A 17,633-nucleotide genomic window follows, 5' to 3' on the forward strand; every position below is an offset into this window, starting at 1 on the left:
GGGGCAGACCGCGGCCCTTGGCGGAAAGTACGGGATCGTCTGTGCTCACCCGTCCAGTCTGCCCCAACGTCGCCCCCGCCTCGTCGCCGGGTCCGGGCCGTCGGCGGTGCACCGGACTGCGCTCAGCGCGCGGGCTTCGGGCAGGACGGATGGGTGCCGGCGGTGACCAGTTCGGCAACCGCGTGGCGCGGGTCGCCGCTGGTCACCAGACCCTCACCGACGAGCACCGCGTCGGCGCCCGCGCCGGCATAGGTGAGCAGATCGGAGGGACCGCGCACCCCGGACTCGGCGATCTTGACGACCTCGGTCGGCAACCCCGGCGCGATCCGGGCGAATGTGCTCTTGTCGACCTCGAGAGTCTTGAGATCGCGGGCGTTGACTCCGATGACCGTGGCGCCGGCCTCGAGGGCCCGGTCGGCCTCCTCCTCGGTGTGCACCTCCACGAGCGCCGTCATCCCGAGGGATTCGACACGGTCGACGAGCGAGGTCAGCACGGGTTGTTCGAGGGCGGCGACGATGAGCAGCACGATGTCTGCGCCGTGGGCACGCGCCTCGTGGATCTGGTACGGCCCCACGATGAAGTCCTTGCGCAGCACCGGGATCCGCACCGCGCGCCGCACGGCGTCGAGGTCCTCGAGGCTGCCCTGGAACCGGCGCTGCTCGGTGAGCACGCTGATCGCGCGGGCACCGCCGGCCTCGTAGGCCTTGGCGAGTTCGGCGGGATCGGAGATGTCGGCGAGCGCACCCTTCGACGGGCTCGCCCGCTTGACCTCGGCGATCACGGCGATTCCCGGCTCGAGCAACGCGGCCTTGGCGTCGAGGGACGGGGGCGCGGCGGCGGCCGCGGCCTTGACCGCAGCGAAGTCGAGGACCGCTTCCCGGGCGGCGACGTCGGCGCGCACCCCTTCGAGTATCGAGTCGAGAACTGTCATCGTGGCTCGAAGTCCTTTCGCCCCTGTCAATCCGATGTGAGAAAGCTCATCGGAGTTTCTTGAAGGGTAGTGCGCGCCCTCACCGACCCGTGCGGCGGGTCCCCGAATCGTCGGTGCCGCCCTCCCCGCCTCGATCGGCGGACCGGTCGTCGGCGGCGTCGACCGTGGGGTCCTCCCCCGCGTCGAGCGCGTCCCACAGCGTGCGTTCGGTGACCGGCTCGTCGGCGGTGTCCCGGCGGACCGTGGCCTCCCGGCGGGCGGCGGGGCTGTCGTAGCGGGACGACAGCCCCGCCCGGGCCCGCGGGGTGCGCCACAGCTGCACCGCGGCGGCCAGCGCGGCGACGGCACCGGCCAGGGCGAGCAGCGCCGGGGCGGTGGCGACGGTGAGGGAGGTGACCTCGGCGCGTGCGGGCAACTCGGCGATGCGCGCCGCGGTCGCGTCGTCGGCGCTCCCGGTGAGCAGGCCCACCGCCGGAACGGCGGCAGCGACCGCGACGACCGCGACGAGCACCGCCAGCACCCGCAGTGCCCACCCGCGCACCGCGAAGGACGCCGCGACCGCGGCCAGCAGCGCCAGGGCGAGCGGGGTCAGCGCAGCCGCCCACGTCCCCCCGACGAGCCCGGTGACCCGGTCCTCACCGAGGCCGTCGGAGGAGGTGACGGTCACCCAGGTCAGGCGGCTCGCACCCCACAGCGCGGCGGCGGCGGTCGCGAGCAGCGCGGCGGTCGCGCCGCGGCGCCGCCCGGTGGCGTCGCGAGCACTCACGACCGGTCCCCGTCGTACGGGGTGAGGGTGCCGGCGGCGGCGACGGCGGAGAGCACCGCCATGGCCTTGTTGCGCGCTTCGGTGTCCTCGTAGACCGGGTCGGAGTCGGCCACGACGCCGGCACCGGCCTGCACGTAGGCGACGCCGTCCTTGACCAGGGCGGAACGGATCGCGATGGCGGTGTCGGCGTCACCGGCGAAATCGAGGTAGCCGACGATGCCGCCGTAGATGCCGCGCCGGGTCGGTTCGAGCTCGTCGATCAGTTCCATCGCCCGCACCTTGGGGGCACCGGACAGGGTCCCGGCGGGAAAGCACGCGGTGACCGCGTCGAGGGCGTGCCGGCCTTCGGCGAGGCGACCGGTCACGGTCGAGACGAGGTGCATGACGTGGCTGTAACGCTCGATGTGCCGGTAGTCGTGCACCTTGACCGTGCCGGGTTCGCACACCCGGCCCAGGTCGTTGCGGCCGAGGTCGACGAGCATGAGGTGCTCGGCGTTCTCCTTCTCGTCGGCGAGCAGGTCCTTCTCGAGCAGGATGTCCTCCTCCTCGCTGGTGCCGCGCCAGCGGGTGCCGGCGATGGGATGCGTGGTGGCGACGCCGTCGGCGACGGTCACCAGCGCCTCCGGGCTCGAGCCGACGATGGAGAACGCGGTGCCGCCGTCGCCGTCGGGAACGTGCATGAGGAACATGTACGGGCTCGGGTTCGAGGCCCGCAGCATCCGGTACACGTCGATCGGCGCCGCGGGGCAGTCGATCTCGAAGCGCTGGGACAGCACCACCTGGAACGCCTCGCCGGCCTCGATCTCGCCGATGAGCCGGCGCACGTCGGCGCCGAAGCCGTCGGTGGTGCGCTGGCGCCGGTAGTCGGGGGCGGGGCGGTCGAAGGTCGAGACGGTCGACGGGGCCGGCGCGGCCAGCGCCGCGGTCATCCGGTCCAGCCGGGCGACGGCGTCGTCGTACGCCTCGTCGACGCGCTCGTCGGAACCGTCCCAGTTGACGGCGTTGGCGATGAGGGTGATCGCGCCCTCGTGGTGGTCGACGGCGGCGAGGTCGGTGGCGAGCATCATCACCGTCTCCGGGATGTGCAGGTCGTCGACAGCGTGTTCGGGCAGCCGTTCGATCCGGCGCACGACGTCGTAGCCGAGGTAGCCGACCATGCCGCCGGTGAGCGGGGGCAGGCCGTGCAGCCGCTCGGTGTGCAGCAGCTGCAACGTCTGCCGCAGCACGTCGAGGGGGTTGCCGCCGGTGGGGGCCCCGGCGGGCACGTGCCCGTACCAGGTGGCCTCGCCGTCGACCACGGTGAGCGCGGCGGGGCTGCCTGCGCCGATGAACGACCACCGGGACCAGGACCGGCCGTTCTCGGCGGATTCGAGCAGGAAGGTGCCGGGCCGGTCGGCGGCGAGCTTGCGGTACGCCGACAACGGAGTCTCCGCGTCGGCGAGGACCTTGCGGGTCACGGGGACGACCCGGTGCTCGGCGGCGAGGAGCCGGAACTGCTCGCGGGTGGTGGTGGAGTCGGGTCGACCGCCCTCGGTGGGGTCGGGCGCCGCTGCGGGGATGGTGGTGGGCTCGCCGGACATGGCGCCCATCATCCCAGGGCCTGCCGCGACGAGCGCGGTCGCGGTAGCGTCACCGGACATGAGAGCCGGTGATACCGCCCCCGACTTCACGGCGAACGACCAGGACGGGCGTCCGCGGACCCTGTCCGCGCTGCTGGCGGACGGGCCGGTGGTGCTGTTCTTCTATCCGGCCGCGTTCACCCCCGTGTGCACGGCGGAGGCGTGCCACTTCCGGGATCTGGCGGCCGAGTTCGCGGCCGTCGGCGCGACCCGGATCGGTATCAGCACCGACCCGGTGGACCGGCTGGGCGCATGGTCGACACGCCAGTCGTTCGACTTTCCGCTGCTGTCCGACCCGGACGGCGAGGTGGCGGCCCGGTTCGGGGTGCGCCGGGGGCTGCTCGCCCGGCTGTCGCCGGTCAAGCGGACCACGTTCGTGCTGGACACCGACCGCACCGTGCTCGAGGTGATCGCCAGCGAGGTGCGCCCCGACGTGCACGCGGACCGCGCCCTCGCGGCGCTGCGGGCGCGGCGCGCGGCCCGGGACTGACGGTCAGTCCACCTGGACGGAGCGCTTCGCCAATCCCATCCAGAACCCGTCGATCACCTGCCGGGGCGCCCGCTCCGGGTCGCTCGACGCGCCGAGGGTGACGAACAGCGGGGCGAAGTGCTCGATCGTCGGGTGGGCGTACGGCATGCCGGGCGCCCGGGTGCGGAAGTCGAGCAGACCGTCGACGTCGCCGGCGGCGAGCCGCTCGGCGGCCCATGCGTCGAACTCGGCGGACCAGCCCGGCGCGGCGGCCTCGGGACGCGGGTCGCGCAGGAACGGCAGACCGTGGGTGGTGAAGCCGGAGCCGACGACGAGCACACCCTGCTCCCGGAGGGGCCGCAGCCGCGCGCCGAGCGCGAGCAGCCGCGCCGGCTCGAGGGTGGGCAGGGAGATCTGCAGGACCGGGATGTCCGCGTCCGGGTACATGACGGTGAGCGGCACGTACGCGCCGTGGTCGAGACCGCGGTGCGGCTGCTGCACGACGGGTTCGCCGTCGGGCATGAGCGCGGCCACCGTGCGGGCGAGGTCGGGGGCACCGGGCGCCGGGTAGGTGACCTCGTAGAAGCGGCGGGGGAACCCGCCGAAGTCGTACACGAGCGGGGTACCGGTGGTGGTGGCACCGATCGTCAGCGGCGCGGACTCCCAGTGCGCGGAGACCACGAGGATCGCGGTGGGGGTCGGCAGGTCGGCGGCCCAGCGCTGCAGCTGCGCCACCCACGTCGCGCTGTCGACCAGGGGCGGCGCACCGTGACTGAGGAACAGGGCGGGCATGAGACTCACACGAACTCCTAATGTTGAAGCTTCAACAATACTACCCGAGGCCGCGCCGGGGCCTCCGGAACGTCCCGGCGGGGATGGATCGGCGACGGGGCGGGTATCCCCCGCCCATGACCGGAACACAGGGCCCGAAAGTGGTCGTCACGGGCGCGACCGGAAACGTGGGCACCAGCGTCACGGCGGCACTCGCCGCCCGGGAGACCATCGGATCGGTGATCGGCATCGCCCGCCGCCCCACCGACTGGCGCTGCCCCAAGACCGACTTCGTCGTCGCCGACGTCGCCCGCGACGACCTGCACGAGCTGCTGCGGGGTGCCGACGCGGTCGTTCACCTGGCCTGGCTCTTCCAGCCCACCCACAAACCCGAGGTCACCTGGCGCAACAATGTTCTCGGATCGATCCGGGTGTTCGAGACCGCCGCCGCGGCGGGCGTCCCCGCCGTGGTGCACGCCTCGTCGGTCGGCGCCTACTCGCCGGGACCCCAGCACGAACGGATCGACGAGCGCTGGCCCACCCACGGCTGGCCCGGCGCCGCATACCCGCGGGAGAAGGCGTACCTCGAACGCTGGCTCGACGCGTTCGAACTGCGGCACCCCGACCTCCGGGTGGTCCGGATGCGGCCCGGGTTCATCTTCAAGCGCGAGTCCGCCACCGCCCAGCGCCGACTGTTCGCCGGACCGTTCGTCCCCGGACGCCTCGTCCGCGCCCTGCCCGTCGTCCCTCGCACCGCCGGGCTGCGGATGCAGGTACTGCACACCGAGGACGCCGCCGACGCGTACGTGCGGGCCGTGCTGCGACCGGTGCGGGGCGCCTTCAATCTCGCCGCCGAGCCCCCGGTCGACACCGAAGTCCTCGCCGAGATCCTCGGGGCCCGCACGGTGCCCGTCCCGGCCGCGGCGCTGCACGCGGCCGTCGCCGTCGCCTGGCACGCCCGGCTCGCCCCCGCCTCCCCCGGGCTGCTCGACACGGTGCTGCGGCTGCCGCTCATGGACTGCACTCGCGCCCGCACGGATCTCGAGTGGATCCCCCGGTTCTCGCCCCGGGCCACTCTCGAGGAGTTCCTGACCGGACTCCGCGACGGCGCGGGACTGCCGACGCCGCCCCTGACGGCGGACAGCATGGGCGGCCGACTGCACGAGGTCGCCACCGGCATGGGACAGCGCCCCTGACCATCGGCTCCGACGGGACGCCGGCCTCCCGCACCGGCGGTCCCGATAGGGTGGACGATCGAGAAAGGACGGTGCACCAGTGGGCTCCGCGCAGATCGACGACACCGAGTGGCTGACCGCATCCCAGCAGCGGGCCTGGCGGAAACTGGTGGCACTGATCACCCGGTTGCCGGCCGCGCTCGACACGCAGCTGCAGCGGGACTCGGCGCTCACCCACTTCGACTACTCGGTCCTCGCCGAGCTGTCCGAGGCGCCCGGCCGGCGGCTGCGCCTGTCCGAGCTGGCGCAGCTGTCCAACGCGTCGCTCTCGCGGCTGTCCCACGTGGTGACCAAGCTGGAGAACGCCGGGTGGGTGCGCCGGCAGAGCGTGCCCGGCACGCGCGGCTCGTACGCGGTGCTCACCGACGCCGGCATGACCAAGCTCGTCGAAGCGGCGCCCGGTCACGTCGCGACCGTCCAGGCCCTGGTGTTCCGGGGCCTCGACGACGAACAGGTCGCCGCGCTCACCGAGCTCGGCACCGCACTGCTCGGGCAGCTCGACCGGGGCATCGCCGCCGGGACCGGCAAGGCCTGACTCCGACGACCGCCCGTCCGGCGGGACCTCCGCTCAGCCGAGCGCCTGGGCCCGCAGGTCGCGGGCCAGGTGGTCGCGCTGCTCGACCACCAGGCGCCGCAATGCCGCCGGGGCGTCGGCGTGCGCGTCGAGCCACCGGTCGCTCGGCTCGAGGGTGTCCCCGGCCGGGAACAACCCGACGACGATCCGGCGCGCCATCTCGATACTGCGCTCGGACCACACCGTGCGGATCGCGGCGAAGTAGTCGTCGTCGAACGGGGCGATCAGTTCCCGGTGCGCCCCGGCCCGGAACCCGGCGATGGTGGCGTCGAGGTGCTCGTTCGACAGCGCCGTGTCGGTGAGGATCGCGGTCCACGCCTGTTCCTTGACCGCGGCGAGTGGTCGCGCGGCCAGGGCGCGCAGCCGAGCGGTCCGTCCGGAACCGGTGTCGTCGCGGGCGAGTTCCCCGTCGAGATCGGCGGGTTCCGCGTGCCCGGTGGCCGCCAGGGCGGTCCACAGCTGCCAGCGCAGATCCGGATCCGACCGCAGCCCCTGCGGTGCCTTCCCGGTCCCGTCGAGCATCGCCCGTAGCTCCGCGGCGCGGGTGTCGTCGACGGTGGCGGCCGTCGCGACCGCGCGGGCCCAGGCGAGTTGCCCGTCCGACCCCGGCTCGGCGGTGAACGTCGCCGTCCAGGCCGCTTCCAGCCAGAGGCGGCGCTGCTCGGGCCGGCTCGTCATCGGCAGGTAGTGCTCGATCGCATAGGACGCGTTCGCCGTCAGCGCGGTCAGCAGGGCCGGATTCGATTCGGACACCGCGAACCTGCGGACCGCGGCCAGGTACCGCGCCGCGCTCAGCTCCCCGTCACGGGTGGCGTTCCACAGCACCGACCAGATCAATCCCCGCGCCAGCGGGTCGGCGACGCGGTCGAGCGAATGCTCCACCGTCTCGAGCGAGCGTGGATCGAGCCGGACCTTGGCGTAGGTCAGGTCGGCGTCGTTGAGCAGGATCAGCGGCGCGGGCGCGCACTCGATCGGGGTGCGTTCGGCCTCGAGGTCGACCTCGACGCGGCGCCGGCAGACCAGGTCGCCGTGCTCGTCGAAGTCGTAGTGCCCGACGGCCAGCCGGTGGGGTCGCGCCGGCCGCTGGACGATCGCGGACCGCCCCTCCCCCGCGTCCTCGAGCGTCAGGGTCGACACACCGCTGGTCTGCAACCAGGCGCGCGCCCAGCCCGACAGATCCCGCCCCGACGTCGCCGACAGCTCGGCGAGCAGATCCGCGAGAGTGGTGTTCCCGAAGGCGTGCCTGCGGAAGTAGCGCCGCGCGCCCTCGAAGAAGGCGTCCCGCCCGACGAAGGCGACGAGCTGCTTGAGGACGCTCGCGCCCTTCGCATACGTGATGCCGTCGAAGTTGAGTTTGGCGGCCTCGAGGTCGCCGATGTCGGCGACGATCGGGTGGGTCGTCGGCAACTGGTCCTGCAGGTAGGCCCATGCCTTGCGCCGGTTCGCGAAGGCGACCCACGCGTCGGTGAACTCGGTGGCCTCGGCGCTGACCAGCGCGCCCATGTAGTCGGCGAAGGACTCCTTGAGCCACAGGTCGTCCCACCACGTCATGGTGACGAGGTCGCCGAACCACATGTGGGCCATCTCGTGCAGGATCGTGTTCGCGCGGGCCTGGTACTGCGCGGTGGTGGCGGCGCCGCGGAACACATACGCCTCGGTGAAGGTGACGCACCCCGGATTCTCCATCGCACCCAGGTTGTACTCGGGCACGAACACCTGGTCGTACTTGCCGAACGGGTAGGGATAGCCGAAATGGTCGGCGTAGAAGTCCATCCCCTGCCGGGTCACCGCGAAGACCGCGTCGGCGTCGAGGTACTGCGCCAGCGAGGCGCGGCACAACACGGCCAGGGGAACGGCGAGTTCGTCCCGGCCCCAAGAGGATTCGGCGCGGTGGTACGGTCCCGCCACGACGGCGGTGATGTAGGTGGAGATCGGCAGTGTCGGCGCGAACTTCACCGTCTGGGCGTCGCCGAGCGACTCTCGTTCGGCGACATGCTGATTGGACAGCACCTGCCAGCCCGCCGGGGCGGACACGACGAAGGTGAACGGCGCCTTCATGTCCGGCTGTTCGAAGCACGCGAACACGCGTCGCGCGTCCGCGGGTTCGTACTGCGTGTACAGGTAGGTCCGGCCGTCGGCGGGATCGAGGTACCGGTGCAGACCCTCGCCGGACCTGCTGTAGCTTGCGGTGGCGACGACGGTGACGACGTTGTGCGCGCGCAGGCCGCTCAGCCCGATGCGCGCGCCGTCGTACCGGACGGGCACCGCCGCGCCGTTGAGCACGACCGACTGCACCGCGGGGCCGAGGAAGTCGAGCCACGTCGCGTCCGCAGTCGCGGAGAACTCGACCGTCGTCGTGGTCGTGAAGCCGGGGTTCCCGGCGTCCGGGGCGCCGCGCAGGTCGAGCTCGACGTGGTAGCTGCGGACCGACACGGCCCGGGAACGCTCGGCGGTTTCGGCTCGGGTCAGGTTCGCGGACTCCATACGGCGATCCTGCCAGGATCGCCGTCCGGGACCGTCGGCCGGCGCGCGTCGCGGGCGGTGCGCTCTACCCGAGCGGGACACCTCCGACTCCCCACTGCTCCCGCGGCACCTCGGTGATGGTCACCCACACCGACTTCGCATCCTTGCCCGTCGCCTCCGCGTAGGCCTTGGTCACCGCCTCGATGGTGGCGCGCTTCTGCTCGACGGTGAGACCGGGGGTCTGGCTGATCTGGATGAGAGGCATGGGTGCATTGTGCCGCACCGCCGGTCGACGAGGCGTAACGAAACAATCCGGTCGGTCGATTTCCCCTCGGACACCGTCCTCGTCATGCATCACCTCTCGGAAGGATCAGCATGGGATCGTCGGAACTGTTCACCGAGTTCGTCGGCTGGGCCGCGGAAGGCTTCCTCACGGGGGATCCGATCCGGTCGGCCATCGGCACCGTCGTGTTCCTCGGACTCGGCCTGTGGAGCCTGCTCACCGGCGCGCCGATCGTCATCTGACGGCCGCTCCGCGGCCGGTGTGTCCTTTGGGCTGCTGGAGCAGCCCAAAGGACACACCGGCGCCGGAGGCGCCTATTCGGCGGCGAGCAGGACGTCCGCGTCGAAGCACGTGTGGGTGCCGGTGTGGCACGCGGCCCCGACCTGGTCGACGACGAGCAACACCGTGTCGCCGTCGCAGTCGAGCCGCACCTCGTGCACGTGCTGGGTGTGGCCGGAGGTCTCGCCCTTGACCCAGTACTGTCCGCGTGAACGCGAGAAGTACGTCGCCGTGCGGGTCTCGAGGGTCCGCGCGAGCGCCTCGTCGTCCATCCATGCCATCATCAGCACCTCGCCGGTGGCGCGTTCCTGCGCGACGGCGGCGAACAGCCCCGCCTCGTTGCGCTTGAGCCGCGCCGCGATCGCCGGATCCAGCCTGTTCATCGCACCTCGATCCCCTCTGCGCGCATCGCCGCCTTCACCTGCGGGATGGTGAGCTCCCCGAAATGGAACACGCTGGCCGCGAGCACCGCGTCGGCGCCGGCGTGCACGGCCGGCGCGAAGTGCTCCACCGCTCCGGCGCCGCCGCTGGCGATCACCGGCACGTGGACCGCGGCGCGCACCGCCTGGATCATCGGCAGGTCGAATCCGGACTTGGTGCCGTCGGCGTCCATCGAGTTCAGCAGGATCTCCCCCACCCCGAGTTCCGCGCCGCGGCGGGCCCATTCGACGGCGTCGATGCCGGTGCCCCGACGACCGCCGTGCGTGGTGACCTCCCAGCCCGACGGGGTGTCGTCCTCGCCGTCGGGCACGGTGCGGGCGTCGACGGACAGCACGATGCACTGCGAGCCGAACCGCTCGGACATCTCGCGCAGCACCTCGGGGCGGGCGATGGCAGCGGTGTTGATGCTGACCTTGTCCGCGCCGGCCCGCAGCAGCCGATCCACGTCCTCGACGGTGCGCACACCGCCGCCCACCGTCAACGGGATGAACACCTGTTCGGCCGTGCGGCTGACCACGTCGAGCATGGTGCCGCGATCGCCGCTGGACGCGGTGACGTCGAGGAAGGTCAACTCGTCCGCGCCCTGCAGGTCGTACGCAGCGGCGAGCTCGACGGGATCACCGGCGTCGCGCAGGTTCTCGAAGTTCACCCCCTTGACGACGCGGCCGGCGTCGACGTCCAGACACGGGATCACCCGCACTGCCAGGGTCATGTAATTCGGTCCTCCTCGGGGACGGGACCGGCGAGCGATCCCACGATGTCGAGTATCTCCTCGTGCACACCCGGCGCTCCGGCGACCACCGAACCGGATCCGATGCGCCAGGGCTCGCCGGCGAAGTCGGTGGCGCGGCCACCGGCTGCCCGGACCAGAGCGACACCGGCGGCGTTGTCCCACGGGTGGTGTCCGAAGACGACGGCCGCGCCGAGCACGCCGGCCGCCGTGTACGCCAGGTCCACTCCGGTCGAACCGTGCATGCGCAGGCGGGAGACCCGGCGGCTGAGCTCGGTGATGACATCGAGACGGCGTCGGCCCGGGATGCGCCCGCGGCTGTCGATGTCGAAGCTGCCCACACCGACCATCACCTCCCCGAGAGCCGCCGGCTGCAGCGGCGGCTGGGGACGGCCGTTGCGCAGCAGCGGCCCGCCGGCGGTGGCCGCGAACCGGTCTCCGACGAACGGCAACCAGGTCAGTCCGAGGACCGGGTCGCCGTCCCGGACGAGCGCGAGCAGGATCCCCGCCGTGGGGAGCCCGGCCGAGTAGTTGACGGTGCCGTCGATGGGGTCGAGCAGCCATACCGTGCCCGAATCGGCTTCGGGACCGCCGAACTCCTCACCGTGCACGGAGATGCCGGTGCGCCGCTCGAGTTCGGAGGAGATGCTCCGTTCGAGCTCGAGGTCGAGGTCGGTGGCGAAGTCGTTGGGGCCCTTGTCCACCGAGCGCGGCGCCCCGCGACCGGCGACGAAACGTTCCGACGCGACGTCGAGCACCTCGCCGGCGACGGCGAGCAGGCTGGACAGGTCGGCGGGCGTGGTCATCGGATCAGCGCGAGACCGCGTCGAGTGCCTCGGTGAGCGTGAACCGACCGGCGTACAGCGCCTTGCCGACGATGGCACCCTCGACGCCCCGGTCGACGAGACCGGCGATCGCCCGCAGGTCGTCGAGGGCGGACACGCCGCCGGAGGCGACGACGGGAGCGTCGGTGGCGGCGCAGACCTGGGCGAGCAGATCGAGGTTGGGGCCGGTGAGGGTGCCGTCCTTGGTGACGTCGGTGACGACGTACCGGCTACAACCGTCGCGGTCGAGCCGCGCGAGGACCTCCCACAGGTCGCCGCCGTCGGAAACCCAGCCGCGGCCGCGCAGACGCCACTGTCCGTCGATGAGCTTGACGTCGAGTCCGACGGCGATGCGGTCGCCGTACTCGGCGATGGCGCGGGCGCACCAGTCGGGATCCTCGATAGCGGCGGTGCCGAGGTTGACACGGGCGCACCCGGTGGCCAGCGCCGCTTCGAGGGACTCGTCGTCGCGGATACCGCCCGACAGTTCGACCTTCACATCGAGCTCGCCGACGACGTCGGCGAGGAGCTCGCGGTTGGAGCCACGCCCGAAGGCGGCGTCGAGATCGACGAGGTGCACCCATTCGGCGCCGGCGTTCTGCCATTCGAGGGCGGCATCGCGCGGAGAGCCGTAGCTGGTCTCGCTGCCCGCCTCTCCCTGGACGAGGCGAACTGCTTCACCGTTGGCGACATCGACTGCAGGCAAAAGGACCAGGCTCACTGCGCCCATGCTAGCGGGTCGCGGCGGCCGCCGAGCACCGGCCCCGACGGTCAAACGTCCCCGTCGCGGCGCGGCACATCGTTACCGTCGCGGCGCGGCACATCGTTACCGTCGCGGCGCGGCACATCGTTACCGTCGCGGCGCGGCACATCGTCCCCGTCGCGGCGCGGCACATCGTTACCGTCGCGGCCGAAGGCGCGGCGCGTCATCCGTGTCGAGACGACGCCCATCGCGCCGATCGCGCCGGCCACGCCGGCGAGGGCGACGATCAACGCGACGACGGGCCCCGGTTGCAGCACCCCGATCACGACGGTGGCGAGCAGGAGCACGCCCGTGGCGGCACCCATCGCGGTCAGGGCCAGCCGGCCGAGCGAGAAGCCCGGCCGGGCCGGGTCGTCGCCCGCGCCGCGGTTCACAAACTGCCGACCCAGTTGCGCAGCAGTTCGGCCCCGGCGTCACCGGACTTCTCGGGATGGAACTGCGTCGCCGACAGCGGGCCGTTCTCGACCGCGGCGAGGAACCGCACGCCGTGCTCGGCCCAGGTCAGTGCGGGCGGAGCGATGAGCTCCGACGGCGGCAGCTCCCACGTCTGCGCGGCGTAGGAGTGCACGAAGTAGAACCGGGTGTCGGGGTCCATGCCCGCGAACAGCACGCTGTTGTCGGGGGCGTCGACGGTGTTCCACCCCATGTGCGGCAATACCGGCGCATCGAGGCGTTCGACGGTGCCGGGCCATTCGCCGCAGCCGTCGGTCTCGACCCCGAATTCCACACCCTTGTCGAAGAGGATCTGCATGCCGACGCAGATGCCGAGCACGGGACGGCCGCCGGCGAGCCGCTGGCCGATGATGCGGTCCCCGCGCACCGCCTTCAGTCCCGCCATGCACGCCGCGAACGCGCCGACACCGGGCACGACCAGGCCGTCGGCGGCGAGCGCGACCTGCGGGTCGGCGGTCACCTCCACCTGCACGCCGGTGCGCGCCACCGCGCGCGTCGCCGAATGCAGATTGCCGGAGCCGTAGTCGAGGACGGCGACCTTGGTTGCGCTCATGGCCTCGATTCTATGGGGCCGCGCCGCGCCGCTCCGACGGCCCGGCGATCCGCGCGAGCAGCGGCAGGAGCGGCACGAGCAGCGCGACGGTGGCGAAGGCGGCGGGATAGCCTGCGACGGTGGCGATCCCGCCGAGCAGCAGGGATCCGGCCCCGGTGCCCGCGTCGAAGCCGATGTTCCAGGCGGCGCTCGCGGCGCCGATGTGGGCGGGTCCGGCGCGACGGAACGCCAGCATCAGCGCGTCGTTCTGGACGATCCCGAAACCGAGACCGAATACCACGGCCGCACCGAGCAGTACCGCCGCGCCACCGCGCTCGTCCGCGGCGAGCGCGAACGGCACCATCGCCACGGCGACCAGACCGAGCCCGGCCGGCAGGAGCCGGCCCGCACCGATCCGGTCCGCGACCGCGCCGGCACCGTAGCGGCCGACGAGGGTGGACGCGCTGATCAGCGCCAACGCGACCGCCACGTACCCGGAGGCCGCGGGTACGGCGATCGCCAGCAGCGAGGTGAGGCCACCGTAGGCGACAGCGCCGGCGGCGATCGCCACCGCCGGCAGGGCCAGTGCGCCGAGCGGCATGCGGCTTCCGGCCGCGCCGGGGCGGCGGGCGACCACTCGCGGCAGGCGCGCTATCGCGACGAGCGCGAACGTGGGCACCGCTGCGCCGAGCACGAACACGGGCACGGTGGAGGCCCGCTCGGCGACGGCCAGGCCGAGCGGCAGGCCGACCATCTGCGCCGCGGCGATGGCGATGCCCTGTGCCCCGGTGGCGCGACCGAGCAGCCGGGCGGGGGCGAGTTCGGCCACGAGCGCGGCGCTGGCCACGGTGATCATGCCGAAGCCGATGCCGCGCACCGCGGAGGTCGGCAGCACCACGGCCGGATGCAGTGACAGCAGGAGCAACAGCGACGGCACGCCGAGGAGCAGGCATCCGGCGGCGAGCACGGTGCGGTAGCCGCGGGCCCGGACCAGGCGCGGGACGGCCGGCTGGGTGAGCACGGTCGCGGCCATGAACACTGCCGTCACCGCGCCGGCGAGGGTGCCGCTGCCGCCGGCGTCGGCGACGGCCTGCGGCACCACGGGCAGCAGCAGGGAGAAGCCGGCGAACGCGCCCGCCGCCATCGCCCAGGCGGCGGGCAGGCCCGGCACCCCGATCAGGCCGGGCCGATCCGAGGGGGTCAGAGCAGCCTCAGCACGCCGGCGATCGCGGCAAGCAGGGTCAGCGCCAGCAGCACTCCGGCGAAGAGGTTGTTCCCGGCCCGCCACATCGACCAGGTGCCGCCTGCGGCGAGGCCGGCCACCATGAACAGGCCGTAGGTCAGGACGACGTCCACTACAGGGTGCCCTTGGTCGACGGCACGCCGCTGACCCGGGGATCCGGCTCGACGGCCTGGCGCAACGCTCGCGCGACGGCCTTGAATTCGGCCTCGGTGATGTGGTGCTGGTCGCGGCCGTAGAGCACGCGGACGTGCAGGGCGATGCGGGCGTGGAAGGCCAGGGATTCGAACACGTGCTTGTTGATCACGGTCGAGTACGGCACGCCGGGGTAACCGCCGATCACCGAGTGCACCATGTAGTCCGGTTCGCCGGTGTGCACGCAGTAGGGACGGCCGGAGACGTCCACCGCCGCGTGCGCGAGGGTCTCGTCCATCGGGATGAAGGCGTCCCCGAAGCGGCGGATGCCGCGCTTGTCCCCGAGCGCCTGGTTCAGCGCCTGGCCGAGGACTATGGCGGTGTCCTCGACGGTGTGGTGCGCCTCGATCTCGATGTCGCCCTGCGCGCGCACGGTCAGGTCGAAGCTGGCGTGCTGACCGAGTGCGGTGAGCATGTGGTCGTAGAACGGGACACCGGTGGCGATGTCGGTGCGGCCGGTGCCGTCGAGGTTCAGCTCGACGACGATGGACGACTCCTTGGTGGTCCGTTCGATCCGCGCGGTGCGCGGGGTGGGGGTGGTCTGCTCGCTCATCGCGCGTCCTCGATCTCGGTGGCGGCGAGCTTTTCGCTCACCCGTAGCAGTTCGTCGTTCTCGTGGGGCAGGCCGACGGTGGTGCGCAGGAACCCGGGGATGCCGACGTCCCGGATCAGCACTCCCTCGTCGAGGTAGCGGCGCCAGGTGGCGGCGGCGTCGGCGAAGCGGCCGAACAGGACGAAATTCGCATCCGAAGGCACCACGTGGTAGCCGAATCGGGTCAGCTCGGTCACGATGCGGTCGCGTTCGGCGCACAGCCGCGCGACCGAGCCGAGAGTCTCGTCGGCGTGGCGCAGCGCGGCGCGGGCGGCGGCCTGGGTGAGCACCGACAGGTGGTAGGGCAGCCGCACGAGCAGCAGCGCTTCGACGACGGCGGGCGCGGCGGCGAGGTAGCCGAGCCGGCCACCGGCGAACGCGAACGCCTTGCTCATGGTGCGCGAGACGATCACCTTGGCCGGGTACTCGTCGATCAGGGCGAGCGCGCTGGGGGCGGCGGAGAACTCGGCGTAGGCCTCGTCGACGATCACGATGCCGGGGGCGGCCGCGCAGATCGCGCGCAGCTCGTCCAGCGGGATGCTGTGTCCGGTCGGGTTGTTGGGGCTGGTGACGAAGACCACGTCGGGGCGCTGCACCCGGATGGCGGCGACCGACGAGTCGACGTCGAGGGTGAAGTCCTCGCCCCGGTACGTGGGCAACCACTCGGTCTGGGTGCCGTCGGCGATGATCGGGTGCATCGAGTAGGACGGCACGAACCCCATCGCGGAGCGGCCCGGGCCGCCGAAGGCCTGCAGGATCTGCTGCAGGATCTCGTTGGATCCGTTGGCGGCCCAGACGTTCTCGACGCTCACGGCGACCCCGGTCTGCCGCGTGAGGTAGGCGGCCAGGTCGGTGCGCAGCGCGACGGCGTCACGGTCGGGGTAGCGGTGCAGCTGCGCGGCAGCCTCGCGCACCGACTCGGCGACGTCGTCGATCAGCGCCGGCGTCGGCGGGTGCGGGTTCTCGTTGGTGTTCAGCTGCACCGGCACCGTCAGCTGCGGCGCACCGTAGGCGGACTTGCCGCGCAGGTTCTCCCGCAGTGGCAGGTCGTCGACGGTGATACCGGATCCCGGCGTGCTCACTGCTGGTCCTCGAAGCGCAGCCGTACCGCCTCGCCGTGGGCGGGCAGGTCCTCGGCGGTGGCGAGGGTGATCACGTGTCCCGCGACGTCCTCGAGCGCCTCCCGGGTGTACTCGACGACGTGGATGCCCCGCAGGAACGTCTGCACGCTCAGGCCGGACTGGTGCCGGGCGCAGCCGGCGGTGGGCAGCACGTGGTTCGAGCCGGCGCAGTAGTCGCCGAGGCTGACCGGCGCCCAAGGACCGACGAAGATCGCGCCCGCAGCCCGCACCCGCGCCGCGACCGCGGACGCGTTCTCGGTCTGGATCTCGAGGTGTTCGGCGGCGTAGGCGTTCACGACCTGCAGACCCTGGTCGACATCGTCGACGAGGACGATCCCGGACTGGCTGCCCGACAACGCGGTCCGTACACGTTCGCGGTGCTTGGTGCGCTCGAGCTGGGCGTCGACGGCGGCGTCGACGGCGTCGGCGAGGTCGGCGCTGGTGGTGACGAGCACCGACGCCGCCATGACGTCGTGCTCGGCCTGGCTGATCATGTCGGCGGCGACGTGCACCGGGTCGGCGGTGTGGTCGGCCAGGATGGCGATCTCGGTGGGGCCGGCCTCGGCGTCGATGCCGACCACGGCGCGGCACAGGCGCTTGGCGGCGGTGACGTAGATGTTGCCCGGGCCGGTGATCATGTCCACGGGCGCCAGTTCGGCACTGTCGGTGTCGGTGCCGCCGTAGCTGAGCAGCGCCACGGCCTGGGCCCCGCCGACGGCCCACACCTCGTCGACGTCGAGCAGGGCGGCAGCGGCGAGGATCGTCGGGTGCGGCAGGCCCCCGAAGTTCGCCTGCGGCGGGGAGGCGACGACGAGCGACTCGACACCGGCGGCCTGGGCGGGCACGACATTCATCACGACCGACGAGGGGTAGACGGCGTTGCCGCCGGGCACGTACAGCCCCACCCGCTCGACCGGCACCCAGCGTTCGGTGACGGTGCCGCCGGGCACGACCTCGGTGACGGTGTCGGTCCGGCGCTGGTCCTGGTGCACCGTGCGGGTGCGTTCGATCGCCACGACCAGCGCCGAACGCACGGCGGGATCGAGTTCGTCGAGCGCCCGGTCGAGTTCGGCCCTCGGAACCCGCACGCGGTCGGGACGGACCCCGTCGAACTTCTCGCTGTAGTCGAGGGCCGCGACGGCGCCTCGGTCGCGTACGTCCTCGACGACGGGCCGCACCTGATGCAGCACCGCGTCCACATCCACTCCGCCGCGGGGCAGCGCGCCCCTCAGCTCCGCAGTGGTGGGGGTTCGACCGCGCAGGTCGGTGCGGGCAAGCATGAGGTGTCCTCTCTCGCGAACGGGGGTCCGTTCCATTATCCGTGATGGCGGCGATCACCCTCGACGGCAGT

The 17,633-nt window shown here is 72.4% G+C and carries 21 protein-coding genes; 4 read left to right on the forward strand and 17 right to left on the reverse strand.

Annotation, left to right across the window (positions count from 1 at the left end):
- Positions 1 to 122: 122 nt before the first annotated feature.
- The 3 genes from trpC to F1734_RS15510 form a co-directional block, all read right to left on the reverse strand.
- Complete coding sequence (gene trpC, locus F1734_RS15500) at positions 123 to 932, reverse strand: indole-3-glycerol phosphate synthase TrpC (protein ID WP_010595278.1); 810 nt, start codon at positions 930 to 932, stop codon at positions 123 to 125.
- 79 nt (positions 933 to 1,011) lie between these two features.
- On the reverse strand, positions 1,012 to 1,698 hold the full coding sequence (locus tag F1734_RS15505) for a TIGR02234 family membrane protein (RefSeq protein WP_017681435.1): 687 nt from the start codon (positions 1,696 to 1,698) through the stop codon (positions 1,012 to 1,014).
- Positions 1,695 to 3,278, reverse strand: a complete 1,584-nt coding sequence (locus F1734_RS15510; protein WP_010595275.1) for an anthranilate synthase component I — start codon at positions 3,276 to 3,278, stop codon at positions 1,695 to 1,697. Before F1734_RS15510 ends, F1734_RS15505 begins: the two co-directional genes overlap by 4 nt.
- A gap of 58 nt (positions 3,279 to 3,336) precedes the next feature.
- On the opposite strand from F1734_RS15510, the gene F1734_RS15515 reads away from it, so the two are divergent.
- Positions 3,337 to 3,807, forward strand: a complete 471-nt coding sequence (locus F1734_RS15515) for a peroxiredoxin (protein WP_017681433.1) — start codon at positions 3,337 to 3,339, stop codon at positions 3,805 to 3,807.
- 3 nt (positions 3,808 to 3,810) lie between these two features.
- On the opposite strand, the gene F1734_RS15520 is transcribed toward F1734_RS15515, so the two are convergent.
- Positions 3,811 to 4,578: a dioxygenase family protein gene (locus F1734_RS15520; RefSeq protein WP_010595273.1), complete on the reverse strand. Its 768-nt coding sequence runs from the start codon at positions 4,576 to 4,578 to the stop codon at positions 3,811 to 3,813.
- A 116-nt stretch (positions 4,579 to 4,694) separates the two neighbouring features.
- Here F1734_RS15520 and F1734_RS15525 point away from each other — a divergent pair, with 116 nt between their 5' ends.
- Together F1734_RS15525 and F1734_RS15530 are read left to right on the forward strand one after the other, a co-directional pair.
- Entirely contained in the window at positions 4,695 to 5,753 is a 1,059-nt protein-coding gene (locus F1734_RS15525) for an NAD-dependent epimerase/dehydratase family protein (protein ID WP_029540099.1), read from the forward strand.
- A gap of 79 nt (positions 5,754 to 5,832) precedes the next feature.
- The gene (locus F1734_RS15530; RefSeq protein WP_010595271.1) at positions 5,833 to 6,327 is read left to right on the forward strand and encodes a MarR family winged helix-turn-helix transcriptional regulator; all 495 of its coding nucleotides are present in this window, start codon (positions 5,833 to 5,835) and stop codon (positions 6,325 to 6,327) included.
- Between the two features lie 33 nt (positions 6,328 to 6,360).
- On the opposite strand, the gene pepN is transcribed toward F1734_RS15530, so the two are convergent.
- Both pepN and F1734_RS15540 read right to left on the reverse strand, forming a co-directional pair.
- Positions 6,361 to 8,850: an aminopeptidase N gene (gene pepN, locus F1734_RS15535; protein ID WP_203010775.1), complete on the reverse strand. Its 2,490-nt coding sequence runs from the start codon at positions 8,848 to 8,850 to the stop codon at positions 6,361 to 6,363.
- A gap of 64 nt (positions 8,851 to 8,914) precedes the next feature.
- Positions 8,915 to 9,154 (reverse strand): tautomerase family protein, encoded by a 240-nt coding sequence (locus tag F1734_RS15540; protein WP_474064873.1) that lies wholly within the window; start codon positions 9,152 to 9,154, stop codon positions 8,915 to 8,917.
- A gap of 50 nt (positions 9,155 to 9,204) precedes the next feature.
- Between F1734_RS15540 and F1734_RS15545 the strand changes: the two genes are divergently transcribed.
- Positions 9,205 to 9,354, forward strand: a complete 150-nt coding sequence (locus F1734_RS15545) for a hypothetical protein (protein ID WP_017681430.1) — start codon at positions 9,205 to 9,207, stop codon at positions 9,352 to 9,354.
- Between the two features lie 72 nt (positions 9,355 to 9,426).
- On the opposite strand, the gene hisI is transcribed toward F1734_RS15545, so the two are convergent.
- The 11 genes from hisI to hisD are packed head-to-tail and all read right to left on the reverse strand — an operon-like array spanning position 9,427 to position 17,562.
- The gene (gene hisI, locus F1734_RS15550) at positions 9,427 to 9,774 is read right to left on the reverse strand and encodes a phosphoribosyl-AMP cyclohydrolase (RefSeq protein WP_010595268.1); all 348 of its coding nucleotides are present in this window, start codon (positions 9,772 to 9,774) and stop codon (positions 9,427 to 9,429) included.
- A complete protein-coding gene (gene hisF, locus F1734_RS15555; RefSeq protein ID WP_010595267.1) occupies positions 9,771 to 10,544 on the reverse strand; it encodes an imidazole glycerol phosphate synthase subunit HisF in 774 nt (257 codons plus the stop codon). The genes hisI and hisF overlap by 4 nt, the downstream gene beginning before the upstream one ends.
- The gene (locus F1734_RS15560; protein WP_010595266.1) at positions 10,541 to 11,368 is read right to left on the reverse strand and encodes an inositol monophosphatase family protein; all 828 of its coding nucleotides are present in this window, start codon (positions 11,366 to 11,368) and stop codon (positions 10,541 to 10,543) included. Before F1734_RS15560 ends, hisF begins: the two co-directional genes overlap by 4 nt.
- 4 nt (positions 11,369 to 11,372) lie before the next feature.
- On the reverse strand, positions 11,373 to 12,107 hold the full coding sequence (gene priA / locus F1734_RS15565) for a bifunctional 1-(5-phosphoribosyl)-5-((5-phosphoribosylamino)methylideneamino)imidazole-4-carboxamide isomerase/phosphoribosylanthranilate isomerase PriA (protein ID WP_003935804.1): 735 nt from the start codon (positions 12,105 to 12,107) through the stop codon (positions 11,373 to 11,375).
- Between the two features lie 50 nt (positions 12,108 to 12,157).
- Positions 12,158 to 12,523, reverse strand: coding sequence for a hypothetical protein (locus F1734_RS15570; RefSeq protein ID WP_203010776.1), 366 nt, complete (start codon positions 12,521 to 12,523; stop codon positions 12,158 to 12,160).
- Entirely contained in the window at positions 12,520 to 13,155 is a 636-nt protein-coding gene (gene hisH / locus F1734_RS15575) for an imidazole glycerol phosphate synthase subunit HisH (RefSeq protein ID WP_010595265.1), read from the reverse strand. The genes F1734_RS15570 and hisH overlap by 4 nt, the downstream gene beginning before the upstream one ends.
- A 10-nt stretch (positions 13,156 to 13,165) precedes the next feature.
- Positions 13,166 to 14,305 carry an MFS transporter gene (locus tag F1734_RS15580; RefSeq protein ID WP_010595264.1) on the reverse strand — a complete coding sequence of 380 codons (1,140 nt, stop codon included), beginning with the start codon at positions 14,303 to 14,305 and terminating at the stop codon, positions 13,166 to 13,168.
- Positions 14,306 to 14,334: 29 nt separating this feature from the next.
- Positions 14,335 to 14,490 carry a hypothetical protein gene (locus tag F1734_RS15585; protein WP_017681426.1) on the reverse strand — a complete coding sequence of 52 codons (156 nt, stop codon included), beginning with the start codon at positions 14,488 to 14,490 and terminating at the stop codon, positions 14,335 to 14,337.
- Positions 14,490 to 15,122, reverse strand: coding sequence for an imidazoleglycerol-phosphate dehydratase HisB (gene hisB, locus F1734_RS15590; protein WP_010595263.1), 633 nt, complete (start codon positions 15,120 to 15,122; stop codon positions 14,490 to 14,492). The genes F1734_RS15585 and hisB overlap by 1 nt, the downstream gene beginning before the upstream one ends.
- The gene (locus tag F1734_RS15595) at positions 15,119 to 16,243 is read right to left on the reverse strand and encodes a histidinol-phosphate transaminase (protein ID WP_017681425.1); all 1,125 of its coding nucleotides are present in this window, start codon (positions 16,241 to 16,243) and stop codon (positions 15,119 to 15,121) included. Before F1734_RS15595 ends, hisB begins: the two co-directional genes overlap by 4 nt.
- Positions 16,240 to 17,562, reverse strand: coding sequence for a histidinol dehydrogenase (gene hisD / locus F1734_RS15600; RefSeq protein WP_102031178.1), 1,323 nt, complete (start codon positions 17,560 to 17,562; stop codon positions 16,240 to 16,242). The genes F1734_RS15595 and hisD overlap by 4 nt, the downstream gene beginning before the upstream one ends.
- Positions 17,563 to 17,633 lie beyond the last annotated feature (71 nt).

Source organism: Rhodococcus ruber, from assembly GCF_016804345.1.
In the GTDB taxonomy this organism is placed as follows: Bacteria; Actinomycetota; Actinomycetes; order Mycobacteriales; family Mycobacteriaceae; genus Rhodococcus; species Rhodococcus ruber.

Coding starts and splice junctions, on each gene's coding strand:
- F1734_RS15560 (WP_010595266.1), bottom strand. CDS start 11,368: ATGACCACGCCCGCCGACCTGTCCAGCCTGCTCGCCGTCGCCGGCGAG.
- hisB (WP_010595263.1), bottom strand. CDS start 15,122: ATGAGCGAGCAGACCACCCCCACCCCGCGCACCGCGCGGATCGAACGG.
- hisI (WP_010595268.1), bottom strand. CDS start 9,774: ATGAACAGGCTGGATCCGGCGATCGCGGCGCGGCTCAAGCGCAACGAG.
- F1734_RS15520 (WP_010595273.1), bottom strand. CDS start 4,578: ATGCCCGCCCTGTTCCTCAGTCACGGTGCGCCGCCCCTGGTCGACAGC.
- hisF (WP_010595267.1), bottom strand. CDS start 10,544: ATGACCCTGGCAGTGCGGGTGATCCCGTGTCTGGACGTCGACGCCGGC.
- F1734_RS15515 (WP_017681433.1), top strand. CDS start 3,337: ATGAGAGCCGGTGATACCGCCCCCGACTTCACGGCGAACGACCAGGAC.
- pepN (WP_203010775.1), bottom strand. CDS start 8,850: ATGGAGTCCGCGAACCTGACCCGAGCCGAAACCGCCGAGCGTTCCCGG.
- F1734_RS15545 (WP_017681430.1), top strand. CDS start 9,205: ATGGGATCGTCGGAACTGTTCACCGAGTTCGTCGGCTGGGCCGCGGAA.
- F1734_RS15525 (WP_029540099.1), top strand. CDS start 4,695: ATGACCGGAACACAGGGCCCGAAAGTGGTCGTCACGGGCGCGACCGGA.
- trpC (WP_010595278.1), bottom strand. CDS start 932: ATGACAGTTCTCGACTCGATACTCGAAGGGGTGCGCGCCGACGTCGCC.
- hisD (WP_102031178.1), bottom strand. CDS start 17,562: ATGCTTGCCCGCACCGACCTGCGCGGTCGAACCCCCACCACTGCGGAG.
- F1734_RS15510 (WP_010595275.1), bottom strand. CDS start 3,278: ATGTCCGGCGAGCCCACCACCATCCCCGCAGCGGCGCCCGACCCCACC.
- hisH (WP_010595265.1), bottom strand. CDS start 13,155: ATGAGCGCAACCAAGGTCGCCGTCCTCGACTACGGCTCCGGCAATCTG.